The following is a 26342-nucleotide window of genomic DNA, read 5'->3' as shown; positions in this document are numbered from 1 at the left end:
GTGTTTTTCTCCATAAAACTTTCCAAATACTGAGTACAGTTAAAGCGAGATGAAGCGTGAGGATTTTTATATCCGCTTTGTTTGCTTCAATATTTATGCCATCGGGAAAAGCCGAATTTCATGGCCTGAAAACACAATAATTGCTTGATATCGAACAGTTAGTGTTTGAAGTCTGCTTGTTTTTAAGCAATCTCCGTCTTGATTTAATTCACTGCCTGAATGCATTCAATGAATAGCATGGAACTCGTCAAATCTTAATTTGGCTCGATAAATGCTTTAGATGATGGGAAAAATTTTTACCTTGCCTTATCAATCCATCACAAAATACAGAGATTCCATTCATGGCCGATGATTTAACACAGCTCAGCGCGAACGAATTGCTCGCGCTCTACCGCAGCAAGGCGACGTCACCTGTCGAGGTGACCAAAGCGGTACTGGCGCGCATCGCTACGTTGCAGCCGCATTTTAATGCCTATCGTGTCGTCGATGCCGAAGCAGCGCTGGCTCAGGCAAGAGCCTCCGAGGTACGCTGGCAGCGTGGTGCGCCGCAAGGTGCGCTCGACGGTGTGCCGGTGGGTTTTAAGGACTTGCTGAATGTGCAGGGCTTGCCCACACGCAAGGGCAGTCTGGCCACATCGGACAAACCGCAGGCCGAAGATAGTCCCGCCGCCGCGCGGCTGCGCGAATCCGGCGCAGTGCTGCTGGGAAAAACACAAACCGCCGAGTTTGGCTGGAAAGGCCTCACCGAGACGAAGCTGGCAGGCGTCACGCCCAATGCCTGGGATCGCCAATACGCCAGCGGCGGCAGCAGCGGCGGGGCGGCTGTGTCGGCAGCGCTGGGCCTGGGGCCCTTGCAGATAGGCACTGACGGCGGCGGGTCGATTCGCCAGCCGGCGTCAGTAAACGGCGTATTCGGTTTCAAGCCCAGCTACGGCCGCGTGGCCGGTTACCCGGCGGCGCACAATGGCACCCTGTTCCACATCGGTCCCATCACCCGTACTGTGACGGATGCCGCTTTGTTGCTGAATGTCATTGCCGCACCCGACGTGCGCGACTGGACCAGCCTGCCGAGCGACGGCCGTGACTGGACAGCAAATCTTAATGATGGAGTGAAAGGGCTGCGCATCGCTTACAGCCGAACGCTGGGATACCTTAAAGTTGATCCAGGCATTGTGGCTATCGTTGACCGCGCGGTGGCTCGCTTGACTGAGCTGGGCGCCATTGTCGAGGATGTTGACCCGGGCTTTGCCAATCCTGCGCCCATCCTCGGCGCGTTGGCAGCCGAACGCGCCGCCCGCTTACGACGAGATATTGGAGAAGCGGGGCTGGCGCTGCTGGATCCTGGTATCCGCGCTTCGCTCGAAAAGGCGGAACGGCACACCTTGGCTGAAGTCGTTGAAGCCAACCGACTGCGCGGAGAACTCGCCGTGTTGATGCGGCGTTTTCACCAGCGCTACGATCTTCTGGTCACGCCGGTCACTTCGCAGTCCGTGCCTTATGTTGGTTCAGCGCCAGTGGCTCCGTTCTTGTCGCCTTTCAATCTCACTCAACAACCTGCTGCATCGGTACCGGCCGGCTTTGACGTCAACGGTCTGCCGGTAGGTTTGCATATCGTCGGGGCTCAGTATAATGATGCATTGGTACTGCGTGCAGCGCGGGCTTTCGAAAACATCCAGCCATTTCCTGCGCTGCACCTCAGCTCTTTGCGCGAGCATGCGCCTGCATGGGAGCTTGCCTGAAGCGCTTTTCGAGATGAGTCAGCTCGGGAAATCCTTCGTCGATTTCCCATAATTACACTCATCAGCGCATTGAAATTATCGACTTTCGAGTAGCACAAACTCAAGCTAGGTCGGCTGGCTATTTTTCAACGGTGCTCGGGAGCGGAATTTACTCAGACGAGCGACCGCCTCGTGCAATACCGCATCTTCTTTGGCAAAACAAAAACGTATCAGTCTTTCGCCTTGGGGGCCTTGGTAAAACAAACTGCCGGGTATGCTGGCAACGCCCGTCTGTTCCAGTAGCGCGAGGGCTGCCGCTTTGGCGGTTGGATAGCCCTGATGCGACACGTCAACCAGTACATAATATGCGCCTTGCGGTATCAGCGGCGTCAATCCGGCATCGGCCAAACCCTGGCAGATGATGTCCCTTTTACGCTGATATTCGGCCCTTAGCTTGTCAAAGTATTCCGGCGGAGCTTGCAGGCCCGCCTCGACTCCGTATTGCAATGGGGACGGTGCACAGACATATAGCAGATCATTGACCAGATTGATGGCTTTCGCCAGGCTGGCATCGGCGACTGCATAGCCCAGCCGCCAGCCGGTGATGCTGAAGGTTTTGGAAAACCCCATGATGCTGACAGTGCGTTTGCCCAACCGGCCGATGGAGGCCGGTGACAGATGTTGACGGCCGTCATAAGTAATGTATTCGTATATCTCGTCAGAGATGATCAGCAGATTGTGCTGTTCGGCAACCCGCTCGATAATCGCCAATTCGGCAGCACTGAACATTTTTCCGCTGGGATTGGATGGCGTACAAACCACCATTGCCCGGGTATTGGGACGTAAAGCGGCACGCAACGCCGTTTCATCCAGCGCGAATTCAGGCGGCGCCAAAGGCAGAAAATGCGGTTCCAATCCATTCAACAGGATCGTGTTGAGGTGATAACCGTAATAAGGCTCCAACAGCAAAATGCCGTCTCCCGGATTGAGCAATGCGGTCAAGGTCGCCGCAAAGGCGCCGGTAGTGCCGCTGCTGATAACGATTTCATGGTCGGGATCAACGTCCAGGCCATTGTCCCGCTTTAATTTTTTCGCAATGGCCTGCCGTAGCGACGCTACGCCTTCGGAGGGTGTATAAGTATTGAGGCCGTTTTGTATGGCCTTGATCGCCCCCTCTCTGACCATCGGCGGTGTCGGCAAGTCGCCTAAACCTTGTCCTAAATTGATCCCGCCCAGCCGTTCGCATTCGCGGGTCATCAGACGGATATCAGAGGGTTGTAAATTGGCAATTCGATTTGCGATAGGAAAATTCATTCACTTGTTTCCAAAAATAGCCCAGCCCATGGCTGGCAATAAAAAAGTAAAAACGTAAAGAGAGCTCTCATACTATTCCTGTCGGTTAAGGGCTCACTCACAGACAGGGCAAACGGCTTAATTTCTGGCGTAGTCTTGATTGCGCGCCACGAGGTTCATTGTCTGTTCGATAAAACACCAGAAAGGCTTGCGCGTCATGAAACCATGATTAGGGATGATGCGTTTGTCCACTTGAATCACCCAGTAAGGATCGTGCGCAGACGAATTATCTTGAAGGCTCAGGTGCAAACCGGCGGAAGCCGAACTATCCGCTCCGGATGTGCATGACCAGTCATCTGCAAATGCGCTATTTGACTCCAGCCGATGCGTAATAAATCGTTTGAAATGGCCGACCGCAGTGGTGTCCAACTCCCATTTGGAAACGTCCGCCAGTTCATCATCCGGATTCAAATCTTGCCCGGATTCGAGCAGGGCAGGTACTGCTCTGCTCCAGGCGAACGCGGTCTTGGTCATGGCGTCCGTCTCCGACGTAGCGATCAGCAGTAGCGGATTGTGTCGGTCAGCGAACGGAGACTCACGCTTATAGTGTTGCGCGGCTGCGCGAATCCTGCTGAAACGCTTGGCTTCGAACGCTGGATTGACCAGCGCCACCAGATCGCCGAATCCGACTGGCTGGCTACCGTCCGCGTGAGTCAAACGTTGCAACAAAATGCGTTGCAAAGCATTGAATATTACCGTAGCGCCCAGGCTATGCCCGATCGTCAATAATCTGTTGTGCTCCTTGGTATCCCCCTTAACCACGGCTTCAACCTGTAACAGAAAATCCAATAGCTGGCTGCGGCCTATGGTCTCGCTGACCGCTTTTCTATCCCAGAACGTCACTAATCTCAGCCAGGGCAGATCCAGGATTTCGCCGCGCCAGCCAACATAAATACCCACCACCTGGTATTGCGGATTACGCCGCTTGATATCACGCAGGCTGTCCCTGAAGCGGCGGACATTGCTATCGGTATCACTGGCATTATGGTGCCAGCCATGAGTGTAAATCACTACGTATTGCGGTTGCTGCGCGTGCTTCAACCAATTCAACAATATGTCTGCCTGTCGTTGATCGTAAAATCGGCCACGATCATTGATCTCGACAAAGCCCAACATATAATGGTCTTGCTTGTCGACCACCAGATTGGCCGAACCGCAGTTGTTGCCCGATGCCGATAAACAAGGGGCATCACTAATCTCGGTTCTGAAATAGTCCTTAGGCACGCAACCCGAAACCAGCAGCAGTAACAGCAAAGCCAACAGCGATTTATTCATGCATAAGAATATTGCCGGACAATAGTCGAAGAACAGTCCGCTTTATTAATAAACTGCAACGCATAAAAGTCTCTCCGCAGGATTTCTTGCCAATAATGCCAGACCGTTCATCAAGGCTGTTTCGTCATGGCTAAGTATCAGCAGATTTCGTGCCGCCAACCGAACCGCCACAATCGCGGATTTTTTACACTTGCCACGCGGCAATTGTTCTTCAAGCAACAGCAAATCAACACATGCTGTTACATACGCAGCATCGGCTACACCTTGGCGATGCCGAAATCTTCAAGCTCATAGCGAACTCTAGCAATTTAAGGCTTTCGCCATGCTGCAGCCTGTGGCATGTGTCTTGCGATATGGACAGTTCCACAATCAACTTACAGTCGTTGTAAATCAAACTACGGCAAAAGGCCGAGGAATCGGCCTGCAACAAGCCCATAAAAATTAACAGGAGTTTACATGCACAGATCACTCTATACCGCCGCCGCTCTGGCGGTGGCATTGTCTACCAGCAGCTGCAGTTCATTGCAGCCCCTCAGCCTGCACCTGGCGAGCGATGCCGCCGGCGTAGACGGACTGAGATCCATTGAGTTTTCAGGTACCGGCCGCTGGTATCAATTCGGTCAGGCGCCCAACCCGGATTTGCCATGGCCGCCATTCCATCTCAAAAACTACACTGCCGACATTGATTACGATACAGCCAGCGCCAGAGTACAGATCACCCGCAGCCAGGTTATCGAGCCTGGCCGCAATCGTCCGGCGCCGGTCGAGCAGAAAGCCGATCAATACATCAGCGGCGCGACCGCCTGGAATCTGGCCCAGCCTGCCGCCAATGCCGCCAATCCTGCGCCGGTCGTTAATCCCCAGCCAGCGGCTGTCGAGGAACGCCGCGCAGAAATCTGGGCCAGCCCGCAAGGTTTCCTGAAAGCGGCGCTTGCTCATCATGCAAAATCCGAAACAGTGGATGGCGGCGCTGAAGTCTCGTTCAGTCTGGGCGGGAAATACCGTTATGTCGGCACTTTGAACGCCAAAAACCAGCTGACCAGTGTAAAAACATGGATAGACAATCCGGTGCTGGGCGATACCCTGGTGGAAACTTACTATAGCGACTACAAAGACTTCGGCGGCATTCAATTCCCCAGCCACATCGTCCGTAATCAAGGCGGCTATCCGGTGCTGGACATCAATGTCTCATCCGTCAAAGCCAACCCTAGAGTAGACATAAGCGTGCCTCAGGAAGCCGCCAAGGCGCCCAAAGTCCTCGTTAATGCCAATAAACTGGCTAACGGCGTTTATTATCTTACCGGCGGCACCCATCACAGTGTCGCGATCGAACAAACAGATCACATCGTCGTGATCGAAGCCCCGTTAAATGAGGAACGTTCGCAAGCCGTCATCGCCAAGCTGAAGGAGACCATTCCCGGCAAGCCCATCAAATACCTGATCAACACCCATGCCCACTTTGACCATGCCGGCGGTTTGCGTACGTTTGTCGATGAAGGCGCCACCATCGTCACGCATCAGCCAAACCAGGCTTATTATCAAAAGATCTGGACGAATCCGCACAGCATCCATCCCGACCGGCTGGCCAAATCAAACAAGCCAGCGAACTTTGAAAGCTTTACCGGCAAACGCGTACTGACGGACGGCAAGCGCAGCATCGAGATTCATTCGCTTGCCGACAATAGCCATAATGATGCGTTCGTGCTGGTCTATTTACCCGCAGAAAAAATCCTGATCGAAGCTGACGCTTATACGCCTTTGGCCGCCAACGCGCCGTTGCCGGCTGTGCCGAATCCGTATTCGGTGAACTTGTACGAAAACATTCAAAAATTGAAACTGGATGTCGACCAGATTGCAGCCTTGCATGGGCCGCGTGTAGCGACATTGGCCGATCTGCGCAGTGCCATCGGCATAAGTAGGGCTTCCAGATAAGCCGTGCAAGGATCGAGGCTGAGGAATGGAACTTTGGACTCGATCCTGCCTGCCTCGTATAGGCGCCACCAATGGTTGTGCTGCCTTAGCAAGATGGCGCGTTGTTCGGGTAAGCGGTTCTGTTGCGTGAATTTCCTTCGAGAGCGAAGGGTGGTTTCGCGTAGCAAACCGCCATTTCCAACAGGCCAGCAATATTGCAGAATATTACGGTTTTAAAGCTCCGGTTATTGATGGATTGCCCAGGCGAATCCGCTCTATAATTCATCCGTCATACGACCATGCCCAACGGTTGTGCCGTTGGGTGTCCCTCACACTATGCGCTCCGCGCCCGGTTACCTCCAATGTTAAACGTTATGAGAGCAGAGCCAGAACCAGTCATTGTGGATTTCCCGCTGCGTGGGGAATGGGTGGCTGCGTATACCCCAGCAGAACAGATACCGAGCCATGGTAGCGATCAGCTCGGCCAACGGTTCGCATACGACTTCGTGCGAATCCAAAGAGATGAGAAGGGCTGGAAATTCTTCCGTCCCCCAATCATTGCCTATGCCCTGTTCGGGGTCAGGCTCCAAGATTGCTATGGTTGGGGCGAACCGATCTATGCACCTTTCGATGGCGTGGTGGTCTCCGCCAACGACGGATGGCCCGAAAGGAAACGATTGCATTTCCTGCGGGATATGGCTGTGGTCCTCAAGAATGGGCTGTTCTTCAACCTGGAGAAGCCCGGCGACCTCAGGTCGGTTGTTGGCAACCATGTAGTTCTCAAAATGAAGGGCAGGGAAGTTTACGCTTTCTTCGCCCATGCGCGGCTTGATTCTGTGCGGGTTCATGAAGGCGATCACGTGAAATGCGGCCACTATCTCGCAGATGTGGGGCACTCAGGCAACTCCACGGCGCCGCATCTCCACTTCCAGCTCATGGACAGGGCCAACATCCTCGAAGCACAAGGTGTACCTTGTGGATTCCGAGCATACCAGGCACTCATCGATGGCGTATGGAAGGAGGTTAAAGAGGGGATTCCGGGCAAGAGGGAATTCATCAGATATGGCGAGTAGCATGTCGCTGAACCGGATGCTGCGCCGCGTACCTTTTGTTTTTAAGAGCGGTTAAGAATCACTCGCCCGCACATTGAACGCTATCAAGCGTGGCGTAGTCTTCAGTTCGTGAGCCCCAGCTTTCAGAGTAAAAGCCTTGTTCCAGCCAACGGTGAAACGATGAATAAGGCCAGTCAATGACATTTTTGACCAGTCCGTGCTTTACCGGATTGAAATGCAGGTAATCGAGGTGATTTTGGTAATCGCGTTCATCACGCAACGCGTGTTCCCAAAAGCGACGTTGCCAGATGCCGCGCCGCCGGTAGCGCAGGCGCGAAGCAGTCATCAATTGTTCGGTGCCGCCCGAGGCCAGCCAATTTTGAGTAAAGTGTTTTTTGACGATGCCCCAGCGTTTGGAGTAATCGCAATCATCGGTCGGCAATGTCCAGATGGCATGCACATGATCGGGCAGCATCACCAGCGCATCGACACGGAACGGCAGTTGTTGCCGGCAATGCCGAATCGCATCCCGCAGGCAATCTCGTGCCGCATCGTTCGCCAAAATGCCCGCCCGCCGTTCCGTCACCATGGTAAAGAAATACGATCCGCCCGGCACATAACAGCGACGATAATCAGACATCCCAATCTCCGAAAAAACACGAACGACAATATTACAACGGCAAAGCCACCGTAGGGTACGCATTGCGTACCATTTTCAAAGTTTTTCGATGAACCAAACCTCAAAAGGTACGCGATGCGTACCCTACAAGGCTATCGCCTTTAGTAAAGAACAAACCTTGCGGTCCGTGGCAGCGTATGATGAATTAATTAATGAAATCAAGAGTCGATCCGGTGCTGTTGAAGCGCATCCAAAATGTCCATAGCTTTGTTATGCGCGTCCGTCATTTCCTGTGTCAGAGCATCAAGTGCGGGCATATCGCGGCTACCGCTTTCCATAGCTGAAAGTAATGCTTGTGTCGCTATTGCTTCAGCTTCACGAGCGGATTGGTATTTAACTATCAAAGGCATAGCATTTTCGTTAAAAATCATATCAATATCCTATGTAGGGCATAACAAGTGATTATCTGAATCTGGATAACATGCAAATTAAGTATGTTATCCAGCATTATTTTTAATAGTTGTTCTTTATTCAATTTAAGCTCAGCAGGAGCGATCGAAATTAGATAATCTACCTCATGCCGTTACAAAGCCTAACTCCCATCACCCACACTTACTCTCTGGCGGAACGGGGTTTGCAACCCCGTTCCTGACGGTTCTGTGATGTCTGAGCCAAGCGCCTACATTTAATCAATGTAAAACGTTTCGGACGGGGCAACATGCCCCGTCCGGCTGTAGCAGTGTCCAAATGGCATGCACATGATCGGGCAGCATCACCAGCGCATCGACACGGAACGGCAGTTGTTGTCGGCAATGACGAATTGCATCCCGCAGACAATCTCGCGCCACATCGTTCGCCAAAATGCCCGCTCGTCGTTCCGTCGCCACGGTAAAGAAATACGATCCGCCCGGTACATAACAGCGACGATAATCAGACATCCCAATCTCCGAAAAAACACGAGCAACCATATTACAACGGCAAAACCGTCGTAGGGTACGCATTGCGTACCATTTTCAAAATTTTTTCGGTGAATTAAACCTCAAAAGGTACGCGGTGCGTACCCTACAAGGCTACAGGGCTACAGGGCTTTTGGCCGCGCTACCAAATGCAGGCTTTTGATTTGGTTGTTGAGATCTTCTAATGATCTCGTTAGCGCTGAAAAAACTTCGCTTTCAGGCTTATCGGATTCTAATGCCACTGTTACACTGTCTGAATTAAGCTCAGTTACTGAGGACGTAACTATAATCCCACAGGGGTTCAGGCGTATGGAAAGAAAGTCTGGCAATGTATCGTACTCCATCGCCTTTTGAGCTTCGGATAAAGGATGAATTACCTGATCAAGCCGTAGTTTGCCTTTTTCATCGTGATTGATTTGATATCGATATTGCATAGCAATTCCTATTTCAATTATGAATTGTGGGATTAAAAATTAATTCTTTAATAAGTATCCGATAATGGTAAAACTCCCTCCGATAATAGCGCCAAGTAGTATATTCTTCCGGTTAATTTTTGCTTGATCATCAGCAAGCCTCCTTTTGTACTCACGTTCAACAACAAAGAACTTTGGAGAGCCGTTTATACTCGATGAAAGTAACTCAGCTAATTTAATAGCTGGCATTTTTTTAATTCTGTACCGGTTGGGATTCCGTATAAACCTTCATAAAAATCTCTTTCAAAAGCATCCTGCAAATCTTCGTTTGGAGCTAATAGGTGTGCGAATGAGCTTTTTATCTTCAGCCACATTTAGACTCCCCACAATTCAAACAAGTCATACACCCATCCATCAACACCATAGCCTTGGTGCTGCATTTGGTGCAGAGTACGGCTTTTTCAGGAAACGCCTGTCCCTCCGACGAACCATGCTGAGCTTCGAACTCGCGGCGTTTTTCTTCCAGGAACTGTTTCTGATGGTCGCTCATCACTTCCGGCTTGATCATGCCGATGTGTTTCAGGTGCGACTCGATGGCATAGCCGATTTCAGCCACCAGTGACGGCATGAACACGCCGCCTTTCTTGAAGTAGCCGCCGCGCGGGTCGAATACCGCTTTCAACTCTTCGACCAGGAAGCAGGCGTCACCGCCTTTTCTGAATACGGCCGAGATAACGCGCGTCAGCGCCAGCACCCACTGGAAATGCTCCATATTCTTGGAGTTGATGAAAATTTCGTAGGGACGGCGCTCTTCGTGTTCCGTGCCCTGGTTCAGGATGATGTCGTTGATCGTGATGTACAGGGCATGTTCCGACTGCGGCGTTTTGATCTTGTAGGTGGAGCCTACCAGCACTTCGGGGCGCTCGACGTTTTCGTGCATGCGCTCCAGCGCCTGCTGTTCTTCCTGCTTGGCGGCTTCGGCAGTAGTTTCTTTGGTCAGGACTTTGTAGCCGACGATTTTTTTTGCGATCTTATGTGTCATGTCTGTAATCTCGATTAAAACTTGCCGTAGTAGCCTTCTTTCAGGGCGTCAAACAGATTGGCGGCGGTATGGACTTCTCCGTCATATTCCACTTCTTCGTTACCTTTGAATTCCACCACATGGCCGTCTTCGAGCGTGAATTGGTAGGTGGTGTTTTCCAGATCCGATTCCTTGACCAGTACGCCCTGGAACACTTCCGGGTTAAAGCGGAACGTCGTGCAGCCTTTCAGGCCTTTCTCATAGGCGTATTCGTAAATCGACTTGAAGTCTTCATACGGATAATCGGTCGGCACGTTGGCGGTTTTGGAGATCGACGAATCGATCCATTTCTGCGCGGCGGCCTGGATGTCGACATGCTGCTTGGGCGTGATGTCGTCGGCGGCGATGAAATAGTCCGGCAGTTGCTGATCAGGCTCTTGACTGTACGGCATCGCATTCGGGTTGACCAGTGCGCGATAGGCCAGCAGTTCGAAGGAGTAAACATCGACTTTTTCTTTGGATTTCTTGCCGGCGCGGATGACGTTGCGCGAATAATGGTGCGCAAAGCTCGGCTCGATGCCGTTGCTGGCGTTGTTGGCCAGCGACAGCGAGATCGTACCGGTGGGGGCGATCGAACTGTGGTGCGTGAAGCGCGCGCCGGCTTCGATCAGCTGTGCGACCAGTTCTGGCTCGATCTGGGCCAGTTGCTGCATGTAGCGGCTGTACTTGGAGTGCAGCAGTTTGCCCGGCACCTGATCACCGACTTTGTAGCCGTCGGCGGCCATTTCGGGGCGTTTGTGCAGCATTTCGCCGGTGACGGTGAACATCTGCTCCATGATCGGGGCAGGGCCTTTTTCCTTGGCCAGCGCGAGGCCTTCCTTCCAGCCTTCCACGGCCAGGGTTTTGGTCACTTCTTCGGTGAATTGCAGCGAGCGCTCATCGCCGTATTTCATGCCCAGCATGGTGACAGTGGAGCCCAGGCCCAGATAGCCCATGCCGTGGCGGCGCTTGCTGAGGATTTCGTGCTGCTGCTGCGGCAGGGGCAGGCCGTTGATTTCGACGACGTTGTCGAGCATGCGCGTGAAAATGCGGATGGTTTTGCGGTAAGTGTCCCAATCGAAATGCGCTTCATTGGTAAACGGTTTCTTGACGAAACGGGTCAGGTTGATGGAGCCCAGCAGGCAGCTGCCGTAAGGCGGCAGCGGCTGTTCGCCGCAAGGGTTGGTTGCGCGGATTTTTTCGCAGAACCAGTTGTTGTTCATTTCGTTGACCTTGTCGATCAGAATGAATCCGGGCTCGGCGTAGTCGTAAGTGGAACTCATGATGATGTCCCACAGACGGCGCGCCGGGATCGTTTTAGTGATGCGGCAGGCGAGCAGGCCGTCTTCGTTGACGATATAGCCTTCGTCTTTGCCGGGCAGGTCGCGCCAGATGATCTGCTCGGGATTATTCAGGTCGAGCTTGTCCAGCTGGAGTTCTTTTTCGGTGATCGGGAATGACAGCGGCCACGGTTTGTCGTTTTTAACGGCTTCGATAAACTCCGAGGTGATCAGCAGCGACAGGTTGAACTGGCGCAGGCGGCCGTCTTCGCGTTTGGCGCGGATGAATTCGACGACGTCGGGATGGCCGATATCGAACGTGGCCATTTGCGCGCCGCGCCGGCCGCCGGCCGAGGAGACAGTGAAGCACATCTTGTCGTAGATATCCATGAACGACAATGGACCGGAGGTATAGGCGCCGGCGCCGGACACGTAGGCGTTTTTGGGCCGGAGCGTCGAGAATTCATAGCCGATCCCGCAGCCGGCCTTCAGGGTCAAGCCGGCTTCATGCACTTTGTGCAGGATATCGTCCATCGAATCGGCGATCGTGCCGGAAACGGTGCAGTTGATCGTCGATGTGGCCGGTTTGTGTTCCAGCGCGCCGGCATTGGAAATAATGCGGCCTGCCGGTATGACGCCCTGACGCAGCGCCCACAGGAATTCCTTGTAGTACTGTTCTTGTTTGGCTTTGCCTTTTTCCGCTTCAGACAGCGCTCTGGCCACCCTTTGGTATGTTTCGTCCATTGTGGCGTCAATAGCGACGCCTTCTTTGGTCTTTAAACGATATTTCGTATCCCAGATGTCAATCGAAGCATCCTGGAACGGTATTTCGGTCACGGCATTGGCTACGACATGGAGTTTGGCTGTCATTGATAAGTCCCTGTGATTGTTGTGTAAGGGGATGAAAACAAGCCGTTGCTTTTGCGGGCAATTTATGCTTGTTAATCGATATGTAGTGATTTATAAATAGGATAACACAATATATAGTGGTTATCGAGAAAATAATGAATCCTCGTATGGTTAAAAAATGCTTGCAGGAAGACGATTTTTTAATGTAGGGATTCTGTTTTTCATCAATTTTAGATTCAAAAACGCCTGGCAAAGTTTAGCGGGATTGCGCCAGGGCAGCGTGCGGAATATCGATTGTGGCGGCGGGTGAGGTCATCATCTGCCTTTTGCAAGGCAGACGATGACAAGCAGAGTCGTTTAGGCGGATTTTGCCAGTTTGCTGTGGCGCATAGAATAGGCGAAGTAAATGATCAGGCCAAGAACCAGCCAGATAATGAAACGCAGCCAGGTGAGGGCGGGCAGGAAAGCCATCAAACTGCCGCAGGACAGCATGCCGAGTACCGGGAACAATGGGTGGAACGGCGCGCGGAACGGACGGGGCATGTCCGGTTTGACGATGCGCAGTATGAGCACGCCCAGGCAGACCAGCACGAATGCGGCCAGAGTGCCGATATTGACCAGTTCCGCCAGATCGCCCAGCGGCATGAAGCCGGCAGTCAGCGATATGATGATGCCGCAAAGCACAATCACGCGCACCGGCGTTTGGGTTTTAGGGTTGATCTCGGAAAAGAAAGGCGACAGCAGGCCGTCGCGCGACATGGCGAAGATGATGCGCGTCAGGGCATAATAAAGCACCAGCATTACCGTCGTAAGCCCTGCGATGACGCCGGTTGCGATCAGCGCCGATGCCCAGTTGATGCCGATCAGGCTAAGGGCGTGCGCCACGGGCGAGGAGACGTTCAGGTCGGTATAAGGCACGACGCCGGTCAGCAGGCCGGATACGACAATATAGATGATGGTACAGAAGATCAGCGAGGCGACAATACCAAAGGGCAGGTCGCGCTGGGGATTTTTGGCTTCTTCCGCGGCAGTCGAAACGGCATCGAAACCGACATAGGCAAAAAACACCAGCGATGCGCCGGCCAGAACGCCGGTCGTCTTGCCGTCGGGCAAGGTCTCAAACCAGCCGTAAGGCATGAAAGGGCTCCAGTTGGCCGGATTGACGTTGAACACGGCGACGGCGATGAACACGGTTATGGTGATCAGTTTGACGAATACCATGGCATTGTTGGTTTTGGCGCTGTGCTTGACGCCTATGATCAGCAGACCCATCAGGAGCAGAATGATGGCCGAGGCCGGCAGGTTGATCAAGCCTCCCAGTTTGGGCGCTTTGGTCAGCATTTCCGGCAGCGGCAGGCCGATGGCCACCAAGGCGTTGTTGAAATAGCCGGACCAGCCGTTGGCGACGGCCGCCACCGAAATGCCGTATTCGAGCAGCAAATCCCAGCCGATAATCCAGGCGAACAGCTCGCCGAACGCCACATAACTGTAGCCATAAGCGCTGCCGCATCCTCCGATGGCGGCGGATAGTTCTGCATAAGCCAGCGCGGCAAATGCGCAGGCCAACCCCGCTATGACGAACGATAGTATGACGGCGGGCCCGGACATCGTTGCGGCGGCTATGCCGGTCAGGACAAAAATGCCAGTGCCAATGATGGCGCCAATGCCCAGAAAGGCAAGATCCCATGCCGATAAGCAGCGGTGAAGGCCGGTGCCGGAATGGTCATCCGGCTTGAGGTGTTTGGTGCGAAAAATTTGCAGTGACATATGATCTCTGAGCGTTTATTAAAGTTGTTTATTAAGGAATTGGACATTGGCAGAAGCGTCATCATCTGCTGAGTGAGCTTAATTATAGTGTAGGAAGACAGTATAACGATAAATCTAATGCCATTTTTTGCTTACTTTCAGCGATTAAAAGCAGGTTTTCAGTGATTAAGGGCAAGATGACGGCAAGGCATTGCTCAGCCGGCGTGGTTTCAATCTTGTGTACGCCATCGTACCGACAGAAACGCTGAATGGAACTAAGGTTACAGTCATTTCCGAGGCGAATCGCCTCGTAATCCGTTTCTTCAGGAGCACAGCTATGAGAGCACTTTGTTGGCATGGTAAATCCGATGTGCGTGTTGATACTGTTCCCGATCCCGTTATTGTCGATCCTACGGATGCTATCGTAAAAATAACGTCTACCGCGATCTGTGGCTCCGATCTCCATCTTTACGACGGCTATATGCCGACCATGGAGTCAGGCGACATTTTGGGTCATGAGTCTATGGGAGAGGTTGTTGAGATCGGCGCTGAGGTGAGTACTTTGAATATAGGCGACCGCGTCGTTATCCCTTTCACGATTTCGTGCGGGCACTGCTTCTTCTGCGAAAAAACGCTTTACGCATGTTGCGATACCACTAACCCGAATGCTGAAATGGCGCGCAAGGTGATGGGGCATTCGCCGGCCGGCATTTTCGGTTATTCCCATTTGTTAGGTGGTTTTTCGGGCGGCCAGGCGGAATATCTGCGCGTGCCCTATGCCGATGTCGGGCCGATCAAGATTAAATCCGGGCTGCCCGATGAAAGAGTGCTCTTTCTGTCCGATATTTTTCCTACCGGCTATATGGCTGCCGAAAATGCCCATATTGAGGCAGGGGATACGGTGGCAGTATGGGGCTGTGGACCGGTAGGGCAGTTCGTTATTCAGAGTTGCTGGATGATGGGCGCCGGCCGCGTCATTGCTATCGACCGTGTGCCGGAACGCCTGAGCATGGCGCAAGAGTACGGCAAAGCCGAAATCGTCGATTTTGAGGAAGAGGATGTCTACGATCGATTGATGGCGATGACGAATGGCCGCGGCCCTGATCGCTGCATTGATGCCGTCGGCTGCGAGGCGCACGGTACCGGCAGTTTCGACGCAGTACTCGATAAGGCGAAAGCGGCGCTTTATTTGGCCACTGACCGCCCGCATGCCCTGCGTGAAGCGATTATGTGCTGTCGTAAGGGAGGAACTGTCTCAATTCCTGGCGTATATGTCGGTCTTCTCGATCATATGCCGATGGGGGCAGCGATGAACAAAGGCTTGACTTTGAAAATGGGGCAGACGCATGTGCAGCGCTATCTTGAGCCGCTGCTCGAGATGATTGAAGACGGTCAGATCGATCCGTCTTTTGTTATCACGCATCGTCTGGGATTGGAGGATGGCCCTCAGGCTTACCAGACTTTCCGCGACAAGGAAGATGGCTGCATTAAAGTGGTATTGAAGCCGTAAGCCGGCAAGACAATGGATATTTTATTTCAGATTGATTGGCGGTCGGTTTTTGTTCCATCCGTCGGTATTCTGGAGATTATTGTACGCGGCACGATCATCTATCTGATGCTGTTCGTTTTATTGCGGGTGCTAAGGCGTGAGGCTGGGTCTTTGGGAATAACCGATGTTTTGGTGATTGTGCTTATTGCTGACGCGGCCCAGAATGGCATGGCCGGCGATTATAAATCCATTACCGAAGGGCTCGTTTTAGTCGCGACAATTGCTTTTTGGGATTACCTGCTCGATTGGCTAGGTCACAGTATTCCTTCTTTTCAACGACTTATTCATCCCGCTCCCTTGTTGTTGATAAAAGATGGCCGGATGCTGCGTAGAAATATGCGTCAGGAAATGATTACTCAGGACGAGCTGATTAGCCTGATACGACAACAAGGGGTGGAGCGTGCGAGTGAGGTCAAGGCGTGTTATCTGGAGAGCGACGGCGGCATCAGTGTAATAAAAAAAGATGCTGACGACAGTAGTTCTCAAGGGCCAACGAAAAAGCAGCCGTGAATTTCATAAGCCTCATCGTTATGCCTGTCCGCTTAAATTCTTAAGCAGAGCGACTGCAGGGAGAATTGACTTTTTCTGCCCGCGCAGTCCCTCATAAATTGATGGCAATTTAAAAAAGTGGCAAGTCAAATGGAAAATAAATTGCCTGAATGCGCTTTAATGGCGTCTGCCGTTTCTGCCGCCAGTCGGCTCTTCAAATTTGACTTTTAAAGGTTTTCCGCAGTACAGGTTGCCGTCTAGCCCGGCGATAGCCGCTCGGGCTTCATGGCCTTCCATTCCGATAAAGCCGAAGCCTCGGCATTTACCGCTAAATATATCCGAAGCCAGTTGGATGGAGCGGACTTTTCCATATTGGGAAAATAAAGCTTGTACAGATTCTTCAGTGGCGTCGCTAGGTAAATTTCCTACAAAAATTCGTTTCAACAGATATGTCCTAAGTTCGGAGGATTGGCCAATTTGGCCTATATTAGTCACAACCCCCTCAGTTTATGCCGATGGGGTCGTGGATCAGAAAGTACCGTAAGATTAAGCTATGGATACTTGGGATGCTTGCGGGCCTTTAGGGCCTTTTTCTACTTCATACTTGACTGGTTGACCTTCAGTCAGTGTGCGATAGCCATCGCCAGAGATTGCAGAAAAATGCACAAACACATCTGCACCGCCATCGCTAGGTGAAATAAAACCAAATCCTTTGGATTCGTTAAACCACTTAACAGTACCTAATGCCATATAAATTACCTCAATAAATAAAAGATGTTCGATTGCAGATATATCGGGCAATTTAAAGGAAAAAACGAATAGGATTTCTGTAAAATGCTGAATAACATGCAAAATTGGATTAGTGGCCATATAAGACCTACTAGCTTCCCCATTATAGAGGCTAATGTGAGGTATAGCTATCAATATTATTGATAGCTATACCTCGTCTATCCGCATTTAGGTTGTGGGTTGGCTGTTATCAATCAGGATTTTTATTTTTTGCCCGGGACGCAGAGCCTTGCCTATTGTGTCTGAATTCCATTTGCGGAGGTCTGTAAGCGAGACATTGAATTTCCGGGTAATTTTCATCAATGAGTCGCCCGGCTTGACGGTGTAATGGATCAGGCGGAATGGGTTTGGTTCTGCAGAAGATGAGGTAACAAGCTGTTGCTCTCCGCCTTTAATGATGAGTTTTTGGCCGGGTGTCAATGAACTTGCCAGCGTGAGTTTGTTCCAGCTTGCGATATCTTTGCCGCTAACCGAAAAATTTTGGCCGATCTTCCAGAATGTATCGCCTTTTCTTACAGTATAGGTTCGGCTATTCTGGAGGTGACTTTTAGATGCTTTGGCGATAATCGGGAAATTGGCTGAATTTCTCGATGAAGGGATTTTTAAAATCATGCCGGAGTGAATAGTATTGCCGGCCAGATGATTGGCCTGGCGGATGGCTTTGGTCGTTGTATGATTTCGGGTGGCAATCGAGGTAAGCGTTTCGCCTGATCGAACCTTGTGGCGATTGTAAGCAACTTGCGTGACCTGCTCGTCATGGGGAACATGAGGTACTCGTTCTTCATAATACCGATGCTGGGCGACCCGGTCTTCATCGGGCAGCATTGCCAGGTTTCTTTTGAATGACTGGGCCTGGTCAACGGGAACCAATAAGCGATGAGGGCCTTCAGGCGCAGTGGTCCAGCGGTTAAAGCCGGGGTTTAGTTTTAAAAACTCTTTAAGCGGGGTGTTGGCCAACTGAGCGGCTTTATCCAAATCCAGTTGAGATTTGATGTCGACGACCTCAAAGTAGGGCTTATTTGGAATATATTGCAAAGGAACATGGTATTCGTCGGCATGGGCAAATAATTTGGCCACAGCCAGCAGCCGAGGCACATAATTCATGGTTTCTTCCGGAAGGTTCAAAGACCAGTAATCCGTCGGCAGGGATAGGTCTTCATTCCTTTCGATGGCTTTTCTTATATTGCCTTTTCCATAATTATAGGAAGCCAATGCGAGCAGCCAATCTCCATCAAACGTTTCGTTCAGCTGTTTAAGAAAAGTAGTGGCGGCTTTGGTTGATGCATAGACGTCGCGCCTGCCGTCATACCACGAATCCTGCTTGAGACCGAAGAGGCGGCCCGTAGCCGGTATGAACTGCCAGAGGCCTGAAGCATCGCTTTTTGAATAGGCTTCCGGTAGGAACGCACTTTCAACTATTGGCAGTAATGCCAATTCTCCCGGAAGATCTTTGGCTTCAATTTCATTGAGGATAAGATGCATGTAGGGTTCTGCCCGTTCCTGAACCCTGGCAATATAATCGGGGTGCTGCAGATACCAGTTTAACTCGCGGTCTATGCGTTCATTATTGATTTCGGGCAGTGCGTATAAAGACAGTAACCGGTCCCAGACGCTGATGCGGGCGTTTAATGATCCTTTAAATCTTTTTTTAGATAATGGGGTATGGTGATGGTATACGTAATTGCTGTCTTCCTGGCCTACAAGCGGCGGTTTTTGACTCACGCTCAGGGGATCTTTAGCATTTTCCGAGCAACCTGATGCTATTAAAAGGATCAAAAAAGATAAAAAATTAACTGACCTGTTAAAATTGGTATGCATCATCTAACCCTAAGGTGAAGTCTAATGGTTTAATATTTTATTATTGTACAGCTTGTCTTCCTTGAAAACCATTTAAAGCCATGAATTGTTGAGCTAGATCAATGAAACGCGATTTTTTGTTTGCCTGCTACGAGACTCCCAGGGGCAAGCTGCTGAAGCAGCTTGAAGAATGCTATTTGCGGCGGGCTATTACCGTCAGTTGTAAGCAGACTATTTTGCAGATCGGTGGGTTAGGCTGGGAAAATCAATTCATTGATTGCTCTTTATACAAAAACTATACGGTGCTCGATGCCAAAAATCTGGGCAGTAATGAAGCAAGAAAGATTCAGGCAAAGTCATATAATCTACCGCTGCAAAGCAATAGCATTGATATGATAATACTGCCGCATTTATTGGAATTCGACGCCAATCGGTTTCAGACCATGAGAGAGGTGGAACGCGTTCTGAAGCCGGAAGGCTTGTTGGTCGTGCTGAGTTTTAATCCTTGGAGCTTATGGGTCAGGTATCAGTATTTATGGGATAAAAAAATGGCTGACTCCTGGCGTGGACATTTTATTTCCAGGGCAAGGATATTAGACTGGCTGAAGTTGCTGAACTTTGAAGTAACGCTCTCATCAGATTTTAATCTGAATTCGGTGAAATCGACGAATGGCAGATTGAATGCCAACAGACATGCATTTTCTGCGGCGGCGTATGCGGTGAAGGCGATAAAACGCCGTTATCATTTAATTCCTTTAGCACCTGTGGAAAGGACAAACCCCCAATTGGTCTTTGCCAATTCAATGGGTTCACCAACAGAGTCAAGCCAACATGACTGATCGCGTTATTATTTATACCGACGGCGCCTGCCGCGGCAATCCAGGACCTGGCGGATGGGGCGCCATTCTCAAATACAAAGGTAAGGCCAAGGAACTGTACGGCGGGGAACTGGAAACGACAAATAATCGTATGGAGCTGACGGCTGCCATACAGGCTCTGGAAGCGCTGACAAGGCCCTGTGCTATCGAGCTTCATATCGATTCAAAATACGTACTGCTCGGGATCACCGAATGGATGGTCAACTGGAAAAAGCGGGGCTGGAAAACCGCAGCTAAAACACCGGTTAAAAATGAGGATTTATGGCGCAGGCTGGATGCCGCTATTGAGAAGCACGATATAGAATGGCGATGGGTAAAAGGGCATGCAGGAGATGAGGGCAATGAGCGGGCGGATGCTTTGGCAAATCTCGGCATTGATTCCTTGATGGCAAGACAGGGTAGCCATGCAATTGCCCGCTGACAAGCCTTCCTGAGTTATTTTTTGCTGTCCAGTAAGGCTTTGAGGTTTGCAAAAGGATTATGGGTAGGGATTGACTCGGACGTTTTATGAGATTGACCGCTGTCAAAGCGAGCTTCTTCATACCGCGAATGCTCATTATCGTGGCAGTAAAGGCATAATAATTCCCAATTGCTGCCGTCGGGAGGGTTATTGTCGTGGTTGTGGTCCCTATGATGAACGGTCAGTTCGCTTAAGTTCTTGTGTGTGAATTCTCGGGCACAGCGTCCGCATATCCAGGGGTACATTTTGAGCGCTTGTCCCCGATAGGATTGTTCCCGCAATTCCTGATTACGTCGGGCTTCAATAACAATTTGATTTAATTTATCCTTATCAATATTGGTCTTTTTAGTAGGCATAGGGTTTCTTGTCAGGTAGGCTATGATCTTTTTTACAATTAGAGAAAGGCATCGTCAAATAAGTGCCTTATATATACCTTAAATATGATCTGCTGTAATATTTTTTATCCTTTTGTATCTCCATGTGCTTTAGTTTGCTTGGATGCACGGTAAAAAATAAAGCATGACAAAGCCCCCTGGAAAGTCCTATTATTTTCCCCTTTTTTTGGCTTGAGTCGCAGTTCAGCTAGCGATACAAGGTTAAAGCATGTCAATTCGTTATATTTCCATTCTTATTTTCTCTGCTGGCTATATATTGTCAGGATGCACAACTACCCGTCAAATTGCTATCGATCCTCCATCAATTGAGCCGCATTCTTTCCAGCCTTTGCAGGGATTTTCGGTTATTGACGGCGATGATTATTATGTACGGCTGATTTCCGAGTTTGATTCCAAAGCGGACAATGTATTAAAAAACGGCTGCACTGATATTGCGCCATCCTATAGCAAGGGCGATTCATCAGCGGCTCTGATTTACGGCGTTCGTAATAATGCGCTCAAGTTCAACAGTGAAGCCACCGGTTTCCTATATCAGACCGCGACAGGGAAGTGCAATTTCAAGTTCGAGGCTAAAAAACAGTATCTCACGCCGTGGATACGCTTGGATTCAGGCAAGGAGACTATGGTCGACTACAACATCTATACAGATGCCAATAATGATCTGAATTTATCAAAACTGGTCGGCGATGTGAATGCGGCCAGTGGTCTGCTGGCGATGACTGGGGTCGGTATGGGCGTTGCCGTTATGGGGCAGTTCGCCAGCGAATGGGTGAAAAGCAGTCAGCAAGCGGCGCCGGCCGCCGTCCAGGAATCAGTCAAGCATAGTTCGGAATCGCACTCGTTGCCGGCTGCGACTTCATTTTCAGGCAAGACAGGTACGCTCAATCATTCCGTATTCAAGGTTCATGAGGTGTCGGAAGGCGGCATCAATCCATTTGGCTCGGATATCAAGCTTCTGGGCGAACTAAAGGTTTATCCTGAAATTTTGCCGTCATTATTGTTGAAAATGACGGCGGATGGAATTCCCGACGCGCGAGATTTATCGCTGGAGGAAATGTGGTACTCGCCCATAAAATCAACAACAGGCCAGATTACACTGCAGCAATTGATTGAGCAGTCGCAGCATCCGGCAAAGCCGAAGTTAAATCCCGACTGGAATAATTATGCTGAAGTCGAGAGTAATTGCCGGAAATTAAAGCTGGTTTTGAAGGATCTCGGCTTTAATAAGTTTGACCGTAATGCCGTGCTTTATTATTTTCTGGCTAAAAACGGCGATTGGAAAAGCTATAATATATCTCCTCAGATGGCCATGGCCGACGAGATCCGGCCCAAAGTGCTGGAAGATTATCGCCGCAAGGGCTTCGGTAATTGTCTCGCGGTTGACGATTATGCCGTTATGAAATCAATGGGTTTATCCGTTAATGCGCAGTCGGACTGGAATTTGATCGGTGAATCCAGGCAGAAAAAAGAACAGTTTTTTACGCCGATGCAGTCAGTGGAAAGGCAGTTGATTTCAGTGCTTAAAAATCCCAATCCGGCTGAAATGGCGCGCCAGATGTTCCCTTTATTAACTACTGCAAAGAGTGGTGACGGTACGGTATTGCTACAGAATCATTTGGGCGATTTCGGCCTGGAAACATTGTTGAATCCATCTGCTCCGTTAGCGCCCCCAGTCCCAGGTGCGCCAGAGGCTCAAACAGCGCAGCCAGCTTCATCCGCTCCCGCGGTTATTCCCGGAGAAGGAATCATTATTAGCGCGCATCAATTGGCGCGAGTCTTTTCCGGGCTTTCCATAAGCGAGCTGAGCTGCGCTCGTCCTGCGCCTGAGCAGCAAGGAAAATCAGCGGAGAATGTGGGGATTTTCTTATTTACTACCAACGATGGTAGTCCGCGCGCCAAAGGCGGTGCCATAGAGTTTGAATTTTCAGGCGGAAAAATTAACCGCATAGCATTTCAGTTACCGACTTTCAGGGATTTCGAGCAGGATCTGCTGAATCGTCCCGAAATTGGCGGTTGCCGGATTGATCCGGCTTTTCTGAAGCAGTTGCACTAAAAAATTGCCAGGTCTTTATAGAATTTGACGGGCAATCGAGAATTGAAAATGCTTGGTTGTTTCATTTATCAGTGACTAATTCAAGAAAATTGTTCTACATCAAGTTGAATTGTTCCGCATCAGTTAGAATTATTTTGCATCAAGCTAATTCAGATGTCATAAGAAACCAACACAAATCCAAAATTGTCTTTTTCCGAAGTAGATTTCAATACATAAGATAAATAGCGATAGAGTGAAGCTCTTCGGTCTAAATTCTACAGACTTCTAGCTTAGAGAAGCTTCATAGGTTAGAATTGCACAGTTTATTTGTGAGAATTCTTATAGAAAAGACGCAATGGGGGTTTAGTGCGTCTTTGAAATTACGAAACGATAACGCATACAAGAGTTTATAACTACTAACGAGGAGAGCGCTCCGTGAAAACAATAAAGCAACTGCTCGCAGGTCTGATCTTAATGGCTTTTGGCCTAGGGACAGCGCAGGCGGCGTATACGCTCAATTTAATGAAAGGGGTTACAGAAATCAGTAATGATATTTATGACCTGCATATGCTGATTCTATGGATATGTGTATTCATAGGCGTCGTCGTATTCGGCACTATGTTCTATTCGATTTACCATCACCGTAAATCAAAAGGACATAAAGCGGAGCAGTTTCATGAAAATACTACTGTCGAAATTATCTGGACCATTATTCCGACACTGATTCTCATCGGTATGGCCATTCCGGCAACCAAAGCCATGTTGGAGCTGGATGATGTGCAAAATGCAGATATGTCCATTAAAGTCACTGGTTGGCAATGGAAATGGGAATATGAATATCTAGATAACGGTATTCATTTTTTTAGTAATCTGGATGAAGCCAGTAATAAGGCGCGTCAGGTAGGTTCGGACATAGATCCTCGTACAGTTCCCAACTATCTGTTGAATGTGGATAACCCTTTGGTTATTCCTACAAAGAAGAAGATTCGTTTCGTATTTACAGCGGCTGATGTAATTCACTCATGGTGGGTGCCTGAGTTGGGCTGGAAAAAAGATACTATCCCTGGCTTTATTAACGAAGCCTGGACCTCTGTTGACAAACCTGGTGTATATCGTGGCCAATGTACCGAACTCTGCGGTAAAGATCATGGCTTTATGCCTATCGTAGTCGTTGCAATGGAACAGGCCGACTATGATGCTTGGGTGAAAAAGACTCAGGAAGAAGCGGCAAAAGGGCCTGATTTAAGTGAGCAAAGCCATGATGAACTGATCTCTAAAGGTGCTGCCGTTTATGCGAAAAACTGCGCATCCTGTCATATGGCCGGTGGCGAAGGCGTTCCGGGCACATTCCCTGCTATTACCGGCAGCGCTGTTGTGAAAGGCGATATTAAAGACCAGACTAATTTGGTGCTGAATGGTAAAGGCATGATGCCGGCTTTCGGAAAAATGCTGAACGCAGCTGAATTGGCTCAGGTTATTACTTACACCAGAAATGCATTAGGCAACTCAGTAGGTGATGAAATACAGCCTAAAGCTATACAAGAACTGCTGCCTGCAGGATCTGCTCCTGCCGCAAAAGAAAAGCCGCAGGAAAAAGTGGATGCAAGTAAAAAAATGTCGCTTGATGATTTAGTGGCTCGCGGAGAATCTGTGTACGCCCAGAACTGTGCATCATGTCACATGGCTGATGGCGCCGGATTGCCTGGTACGTTCCCGGCCTTAAAGGGAAGCCCTATGGTAACAGGTGACATCAATGCCCAGGTTGATTTGATGATGAACGGAAAAGGCATGATGCCGGCTTTCGGAAAGACATTAAATGCGGTTGACTTTGCCGCAGTCGCAACATATATCCGTAACAAACTGGGAAATTCGGTAGGGGATTCTATACAGCCTTCAGCGATTCAGTCTCTGCAATCGGCTATGCCTGCTGAAGATGATGATGAGTAAGTCATTGACTTTGTTATCAATAAAATCTTTTCATATATTCATAGAGGTTAAAATATGTCTGCTGTAGTAGCTGAACATGAACATGACGATCATCATGATCACGGCCCTCAGAAGGGGCTTTTAAGATGGGTAATTACAACTAACCATAAAGATATCGGCACCTTGTATTTAATGTTCGCACTGGCGATGTTTTTCGTCGGCGGCGCAATGGCAATGGTTATTCGTGCTGAGTTGTTTGAACCGGGCATGCAGTTTGTCAATCCCCAATTCTTCAACTCAATGACCACCATGCATGCTTTAGTGATGGTGTTTGGCGCGGTTATGCCCGCGTTCGTAGGTTTAGCCAACTGGATGATTCCAATGATGATTGGAGCGCCTGATATGGCATTGCCCCGTATGAACAACATGAGCTTCTGGATGCTCGTAGCCGGTGTTCTATTGCTCGCCAGCACCTTGTTTATGGAAGGCGGCGCACCTGCAGCCGGTTGGACTTTATATCCGCCGCTGGTGTTGCAGACTGGCACTGCATTGCCTTTCGCGATTTTCTCAGTGCATTTGCTGGGTATTTCGTCCATCATGGGGGCGATTAACATCATTGCGACTATTTTCAATATGCGCGCTCCAGCTATGACATTGATGAAAATGCCATTGTTCGTCTGGACTTGGCTGATCACCGCTTTCCTGTTGATCGCTATCATGCCGGTTTTTGCCGGCGCGGTAACCATGCTGTTGACAGACCGCTTCTTTGATACCAGTTTCTTTGATGCTGCTGGCGGCGGTGACCCGGTTCTTTATCAGCATATCTTTTGGTTCTTCGGACACCCTGAAGTGTATGTCATGATTCTGCCAACTTTCGGTGTGGCTTCCACCATCATTCCGGTATTCGCTCGTAAACCTTTGTTCGGTTACAGTTCAATGGTTTACGCAACTGCATCAATCGCTTTTCTGTCATTCATCGTATGGGCTCACCACATGTTTACAGTCGGCATGCCTGTAGCAGGTGAGTTGTACTTCATGTATGCAACCATGCTGATCGCGATTCCGACTGGCGTTAAGGTTTTCAACTGGACAGCCACTATGTGGAAAGGCTCAATGACATTTGAAACACCGATGCTGTTCTCGATCGCTTTTGTCGTACTGTTTACCATGGGCGGCTTTACTGGACTGATGATGTCTATAGCGCCTTCCGATTTCCAGTACCATGATACTTATTTCATCGTTGCTCACTTTCACTACACGCTGGTTCCGGCTTCTGTCTTTATTTTGATGGCGGCAGGCTACTATTGGCTGCCTAAATGGACCGGCTATATGTACAACGAAAGAATCGGCAGATTGCATTTCTGGATATCTGTTGTATCAGTCAATGTTCTGTTCTTTCCTCAGCATTTCTTGGGGTTGGCAGGTATGCCGCGCAGAATTCCTGATTACGCGGTTCAATTTGCTGACTGGAACATGATTTCAAGTATTGGCGGCTTCATCTTCGGAATCAGCCAGTTGCTGTTCCTGTGGATCGTTATCGATACCATTAAAGGCGGTACAGGTATAAAAGCAACAGATGAAGTTTGGGAAGACGCGCATAAGCATGGCCTGGAGTGGACTTTGCCATCTCCTCCTCCATACCATACTTTTACAACGCCTCCAGCCACTGTACCGACTGAACATATCTAATCTGAATATTACAGATCCATTAGAACCTAATGGATCTGTAAGCTTAGATCATGTTTATTAAAGGTAACTTTAAAGATACGTTGCCTCTATAAGAGTCAGCCTATCA

The 26342-nt window shown here is 49.9% G+C and carries 23 protein-coding genes; 10 read left to right on the top strand and 13 right to left on the bottom strand.

Annotated features, from left to right (window positions below; genetic code table 11):
- Positions 1–341 precede the first annotated feature (341 nt).
- A complete protein-coding gene (locus tag ACTNE6_RS13565; protein ID WP_442497108.1) occupies positions 342–1739 on the top strand; it encodes an amidase in 1398 nt (465 codons plus the stop codon).
- Positions 1740–1844: 105 nt separating this feature from the next.
- Here ACTNE6_RS13565 and ACTNE6_RS13560 read toward each other — a convergent pair whose 3' ends face one another.
- Complete coding sequence (locus ACTNE6_RS13560; RefSeq protein ID WP_442497107.1) at positions 1845–3032, bottom strand: pyridoxal phosphate-dependent aminotransferase; 1188 nt, start codon at positions 3030–3032, stop codon at positions 1845–1847.
- A 117-nt stretch (positions 3033–3149) separates the two neighbouring features.
- A complete protein-coding gene (locus ACTNE6_RS13555) occupies positions 3150–4346 on the bottom strand; it encodes a hypothetical protein (protein WP_442497106.1) in 1197 nt (398 codons plus the stop codon).
- A 456-nt stretch (positions 4347–4802) separates the two neighbouring features.
- Between ACTNE6_RS13555 and ACTNE6_RS13550 the strand changes: the two genes are divergently transcribed.
- Positions 4803–6278 (top strand): MBL fold metallo-hydrolase, encoded by a 1476-nt coding sequence (locus tag ACTNE6_RS13550; RefSeq protein WP_442497105.1) that lies wholly within the window; start codon positions 4803–4805, stop codon positions 6276–6278.
- A gap of 353 nt (positions 6279–6631) precedes the next feature.
- Positions 6632–7330, top strand: coding sequence for a M23 family metallopeptidase (locus ACTNE6_RS13545; protein WP_442497104.1), 699 nt, complete (start codon positions 6632–6634; stop codon positions 7328–7330).
- Between the two features lie 58 nt (positions 7331–7388).
- Here ACTNE6_RS13545 and ACTNE6_RS13540 read toward each other — a convergent pair whose 3' ends face one another.
- From ACTNE6_RS13540 to ACTNE6_RS13510, 7 genes are all read right to left on the bottom strand, one after another.
- On the bottom strand, positions 7389–7949 hold the full coding sequence (locus ACTNE6_RS13540; protein WP_442497103.1) for an REP-associated tyrosine transposase: 561 nt from the start codon (positions 7947–7949) through the stop codon (positions 7389–7391).
- 197 nt (positions 7950–8146) lie between these two features.
- The gene (locus ACTNE6_RS13535) at positions 8147–8359 is read right to left on the bottom strand and encodes a hypothetical protein (protein WP_442497102.1); all 213 of its coding nucleotides are present in this window, start codon (positions 8357–8359) and stop codon (positions 8147–8149) included.
- Positions 8360–9006: 647 nt separating this feature from the next.
- Positions 9007–9318: a hypothetical protein gene (locus ACTNE6_RS13530; RefSeq protein ID WP_442497101.1), complete on the bottom strand. Its 312-nt coding sequence runs from the start codon at positions 9316–9318 to the stop codon at positions 9007–9009.
- Positions 9319–9527: 209 nt separating this feature from the next.
- A complete protein-coding gene (locus ACTNE6_RS13525) occupies positions 9528–9671 on the bottom strand; it encodes a hypothetical protein (protein ID WP_442497100.1) in 144 nt (47 codons plus the stop codon).
- Positions 9662–10339 (bottom strand): TSCPD domain-containing protein, encoded by a 678-nt coding sequence (locus ACTNE6_RS13520; RefSeq protein ID WP_194969548.1) that lies wholly within the window; start codon positions 10337–10339, stop codon positions 9662–9664. Before ACTNE6_RS13520 ends, ACTNE6_RS13525 begins: the two co-directional genes overlap by 10 nt.
- Before the next feature lie 14 nt (positions 10340–10353).
- Positions 10354–12507 carry an adenosylcobalamin-dependent ribonucleoside-diphosphate reductase gene (locus tag ACTNE6_RS13515; RefSeq protein ID WP_442497099.1) on the bottom strand — a complete coding sequence of 718 codons (2154 nt, stop codon included), beginning with the start codon at positions 12505–12507 and terminating at the stop codon, positions 10354–10356.
- Positions 12508–12843: 336 nt separating this feature from the next.
- Positions 12844–14253, bottom strand: coding sequence for an amino acid permease (locus ACTNE6_RS13510; protein WP_194969550.1), 1410 nt, complete (start codon positions 14251–14253; stop codon positions 12844–12846).
- A gap of 316 nt (positions 14254–14569) precedes the next feature.
- Between ACTNE6_RS13510 and ACTNE6_RS13505 the strand changes: the two genes are divergently transcribed.
- Positions 14570–15742 carry a zinc-dependent alcohol dehydrogenase gene (locus ACTNE6_RS13505; RefSeq protein WP_442497098.1) on the top strand — a complete coding sequence of 391 codons (1173 nt, stop codon included), beginning with the start codon at positions 14570–14572 and terminating at the stop codon, positions 15740–15742.
- Between the two features lie 12 nt (positions 15743–15754).
- Complete coding sequence (locus tag ACTNE6_RS13500; protein WP_194969552.1) at positions 15755–16291, top strand: DUF421 domain-containing protein; 537 nt, start codon at positions 15755–15757, stop codon at positions 16289–16291.
- A 156-nt stretch (positions 16292–16447) separates the two neighbouring features.
- Here ACTNE6_RS13500 and ACTNE6_RS13495 read toward each other — a convergent pair whose 3' ends face one another.
- The 3 genes from ACTNE6_RS13495 to ACTNE6_RS13485 form a co-directional block, all read right to left on the bottom strand.
- Complete coding sequence (locus tag ACTNE6_RS13495) at positions 16448–16714, bottom strand: RNA recognition motif domain-containing protein (RefSeq protein ID WP_194969553.1); 267 nt, start codon at positions 16712–16714, stop codon at positions 16448–16450.
- A gap of 102 nt (positions 16715–16816) precedes the next feature.
- Complete coding sequence (locus ACTNE6_RS13490; RefSeq protein WP_194969578.1) at positions 16817–17020, bottom strand: cold-shock protein; 204 nt, start codon at positions 17018–17020, stop codon at positions 16817–16819.
- Positions 17021–17227: 207 nt separating this feature from the next.
- Positions 17228–18781: a LysM peptidoglycan-binding domain-containing protein gene (locus ACTNE6_RS13485; RefSeq protein WP_442497097.1), complete on the bottom strand. Its 1554-nt coding sequence runs from the start codon at positions 18779–18781 to the stop codon at positions 17228–17230.
- 197 nt (positions 18782–18978) lie between these two features.
- Here ACTNE6_RS13485 and ACTNE6_RS13480 point away from each other — a divergent pair, with 197 nt between their 5' ends.
- Both ACTNE6_RS13480 and rnhA read left to right on the top strand, forming a co-directional pair.
- Positions 18979–19695 (top strand): class I SAM-dependent methyltransferase, encoded by a 717-nt coding sequence (locus ACTNE6_RS13480; RefSeq protein ID WP_194969554.1) that lies wholly within the window; start codon positions 18979–18981, stop codon positions 19693–19695.
- Positions 19688–20155: a ribonuclease HI gene (gene rnhA, locus ACTNE6_RS13475; protein WP_442497096.1), complete on the top strand. Its 468-nt coding sequence runs from the start codon at positions 19688–19690 to the stop codon at positions 20153–20155. Before ACTNE6_RS13480 ends, rnhA begins: the two co-directional genes overlap by 8 nt.
- 14 nt (positions 20156–20169) lie before the next feature.
- On the opposite strand, the gene ACTNE6_RS13470 is transcribed toward rnhA, so the two are convergent.
- Positions 20170–20550, bottom strand: a complete 381-nt coding sequence (locus ACTNE6_RS13470; RefSeq protein ID WP_194969556.1) for a YajD family HNH nuclease — start codon at positions 20548–20550, stop codon at positions 20170–20172.
- Between the two features lie 247 nt (positions 20551–20797).
- On the opposite strand from ACTNE6_RS13470, the gene ACTNE6_RS13465 reads away from it, so the two are divergent.
- From ACTNE6_RS13465 to ctaD, 3 genes are all read left to right on the top strand, one after another.
- Entirely contained in the window at positions 20798–22642 is a 1845-nt protein-coding gene (locus ACTNE6_RS13465; protein ID WP_442497095.1) for a hypothetical protein, read from the top strand.
- A 501-nt stretch (positions 22643–23143) separates the two neighbouring features.
- The gene (gene coxB, locus ACTNE6_RS13460; protein WP_442499699.1) at positions 23144–24568 is read left to right on the top strand and encodes a cytochrome c oxidase subunit II; all 1425 of its coding nucleotides are present in this window, start codon (positions 23144–23146) and stop codon (positions 24566–24568) included.
- A 54-nt stretch (positions 24569–24622) separates the two neighbouring features.
- Positions 24623–26236, top strand: coding sequence for a cytochrome c oxidase subunit I (gene ctaD, locus ACTNE6_RS13455; protein ID WP_194969559.1), 1614 nt, complete (start codon positions 24623–24625; stop codon positions 26234–26236).
- Positions 26237–26342 lie beyond the last annotated feature (106 nt).

Source organism: Methylobacter sp. sgz302048, assembly GCF_052162025.1.
GTDB lineage: Bacteria > Pseudomonadota > Gammaproteobacteria > Methylococcales > Methylomonadaceae > Methylobacter.
Note: the sequence above shows the minus strand (reverse complement) of the source record. Positions and strands in the feature narration are given on the sequence as shown.

Coding starts and splice junctions, on each gene's coding strand:
- ACTNE6_RS13555 (WP_442497106.1), bottom strand. CDS start 4,346: ATGAATAAATCGCTGTTGGCTTTGCTGTTACTGCTGCTGGTTTCGGGT.
- ACTNE6_RS13500 (WP_194969552.1), top strand. CDS start 15,755: ATGGATATTTTATTTCAGATTGATTGGCGGTCGGTTTTTGTTCCATCC.
- ACTNE6_RS13535 (WP_442497102.1), bottom strand. CDS start 8,359: ATGATTTTTAACGAAAATGCTATGCCTTTGATAGTTAAATACCAATCC.
- ACTNE6_RS13545 (WP_442497104.1), top strand. CDS start 6,632: ATGAGAGCAGAGCCAGAACCAGTCATTGTGGATTTCCCGCTGCGTGGG.
- ACTNE6_RS13525 (WP_442497100.1), bottom strand. CDS start 9,671: ATGTGGCTGAAGATAAAAAGCTCATTCGCACACCTATTAGCTCCAAAC.
- coxB (WP_442499699.1), top strand. CDS start 23,144: ATGAAAGGGGTTACAGAAATCAGTAATGATATTTATGACCTGCATATG.
- ACTNE6_RS13465 (WP_442497095.1), top strand. CDS start 20,798: ATGTCAATTCGTTATATTTCCATTCTTATTTTCTCTGCTGGCTATATA.
- ACTNE6_RS13510 (WP_194969550.1), bottom strand. CDS start 14,253: ATGTCACTGCAAATTTTTCGCACCAAACACCTCAAGCCGGATGACCAT.
- ACTNE6_RS13520 (WP_194969548.1), bottom strand. CDS start 10,339: ATGACACATAAGATCGCAAAAAAAATCGTCGGCTACAAAGTCCTGACC.
- ACTNE6_RS13550 (WP_442497105.1), top strand. CDS start 4,803: ATGCACAGATCACTCTATACCGCCGCCGCTCTGGCGGTGGCATTGTCT.
- ACTNE6_RS13505 (WP_442497098.1), top strand. CDS start 14,570: ATGAGAGCACTTTGTTGGCATGGTAAATCCGATGTGCGTGTTGATACT.
- ACTNE6_RS13530 (WP_442497101.1), bottom strand. CDS start 9,318: ATGCAATATCGATATCAAATCAATCACGATGAAAAAGGCAAACTACGG.
- ACTNE6_RS13565 (WP_442497108.1), top strand. CDS start 342: ATGGCCGATGATTTAACACAGCTCAGCGCGAACGAATTGCTCGCGCTC.
- ACTNE6_RS13515 (WP_442497099.1), bottom strand. CDS start 12,507: ATGACAGCCAAACTCCATGTCGTAGCCAATGCCGTGACCGAAATACCG.
- ACTNE6_RS13470 (WP_194969556.1), bottom strand. CDS start 20,550: ATGCCTACTAAAAAGACCAATATTGATAAGGATAAATTAAATCAAATT.
- ctaD (WP_194969559.1), top strand. CDS start 24,623: ATGTCTGCTGTAGTAGCTGAACATGAACATGACGATCATCATGATCAC.
- ACTNE6_RS13540 (WP_442497103.1), bottom strand. CDS start 7,949: ATGTCTGATTATCGTCGCTGTTATGTGCCGGGCGGATCGTATTTCTTT.
- ACTNE6_RS13480 (WP_194969554.1), top strand. CDS start 18,979: ATGAAACGCGATTTTTTGTTTGCCTGCTACGAGACTCCCAGGGGCAAG.
- rnhA (WP_442497096.1), top strand. CDS start 19,688: ATGACTGATCGCGTTATTATTTATACCGACGGCGCCTGCCGCGGCAAT.
- ACTNE6_RS13490 (WP_194969578.1), bottom strand. CDS start 17,020: ATGGCATTAGGTACTGTTAAGTGGTTTAACGAATCCAAAGGATTTGGT.
- ACTNE6_RS13560 (WP_442497107.1), bottom strand. CDS start 3,032: ATGAATTTTCCTATCGCAAATCGAATTGCCAATTTACAACCCTCTGAT.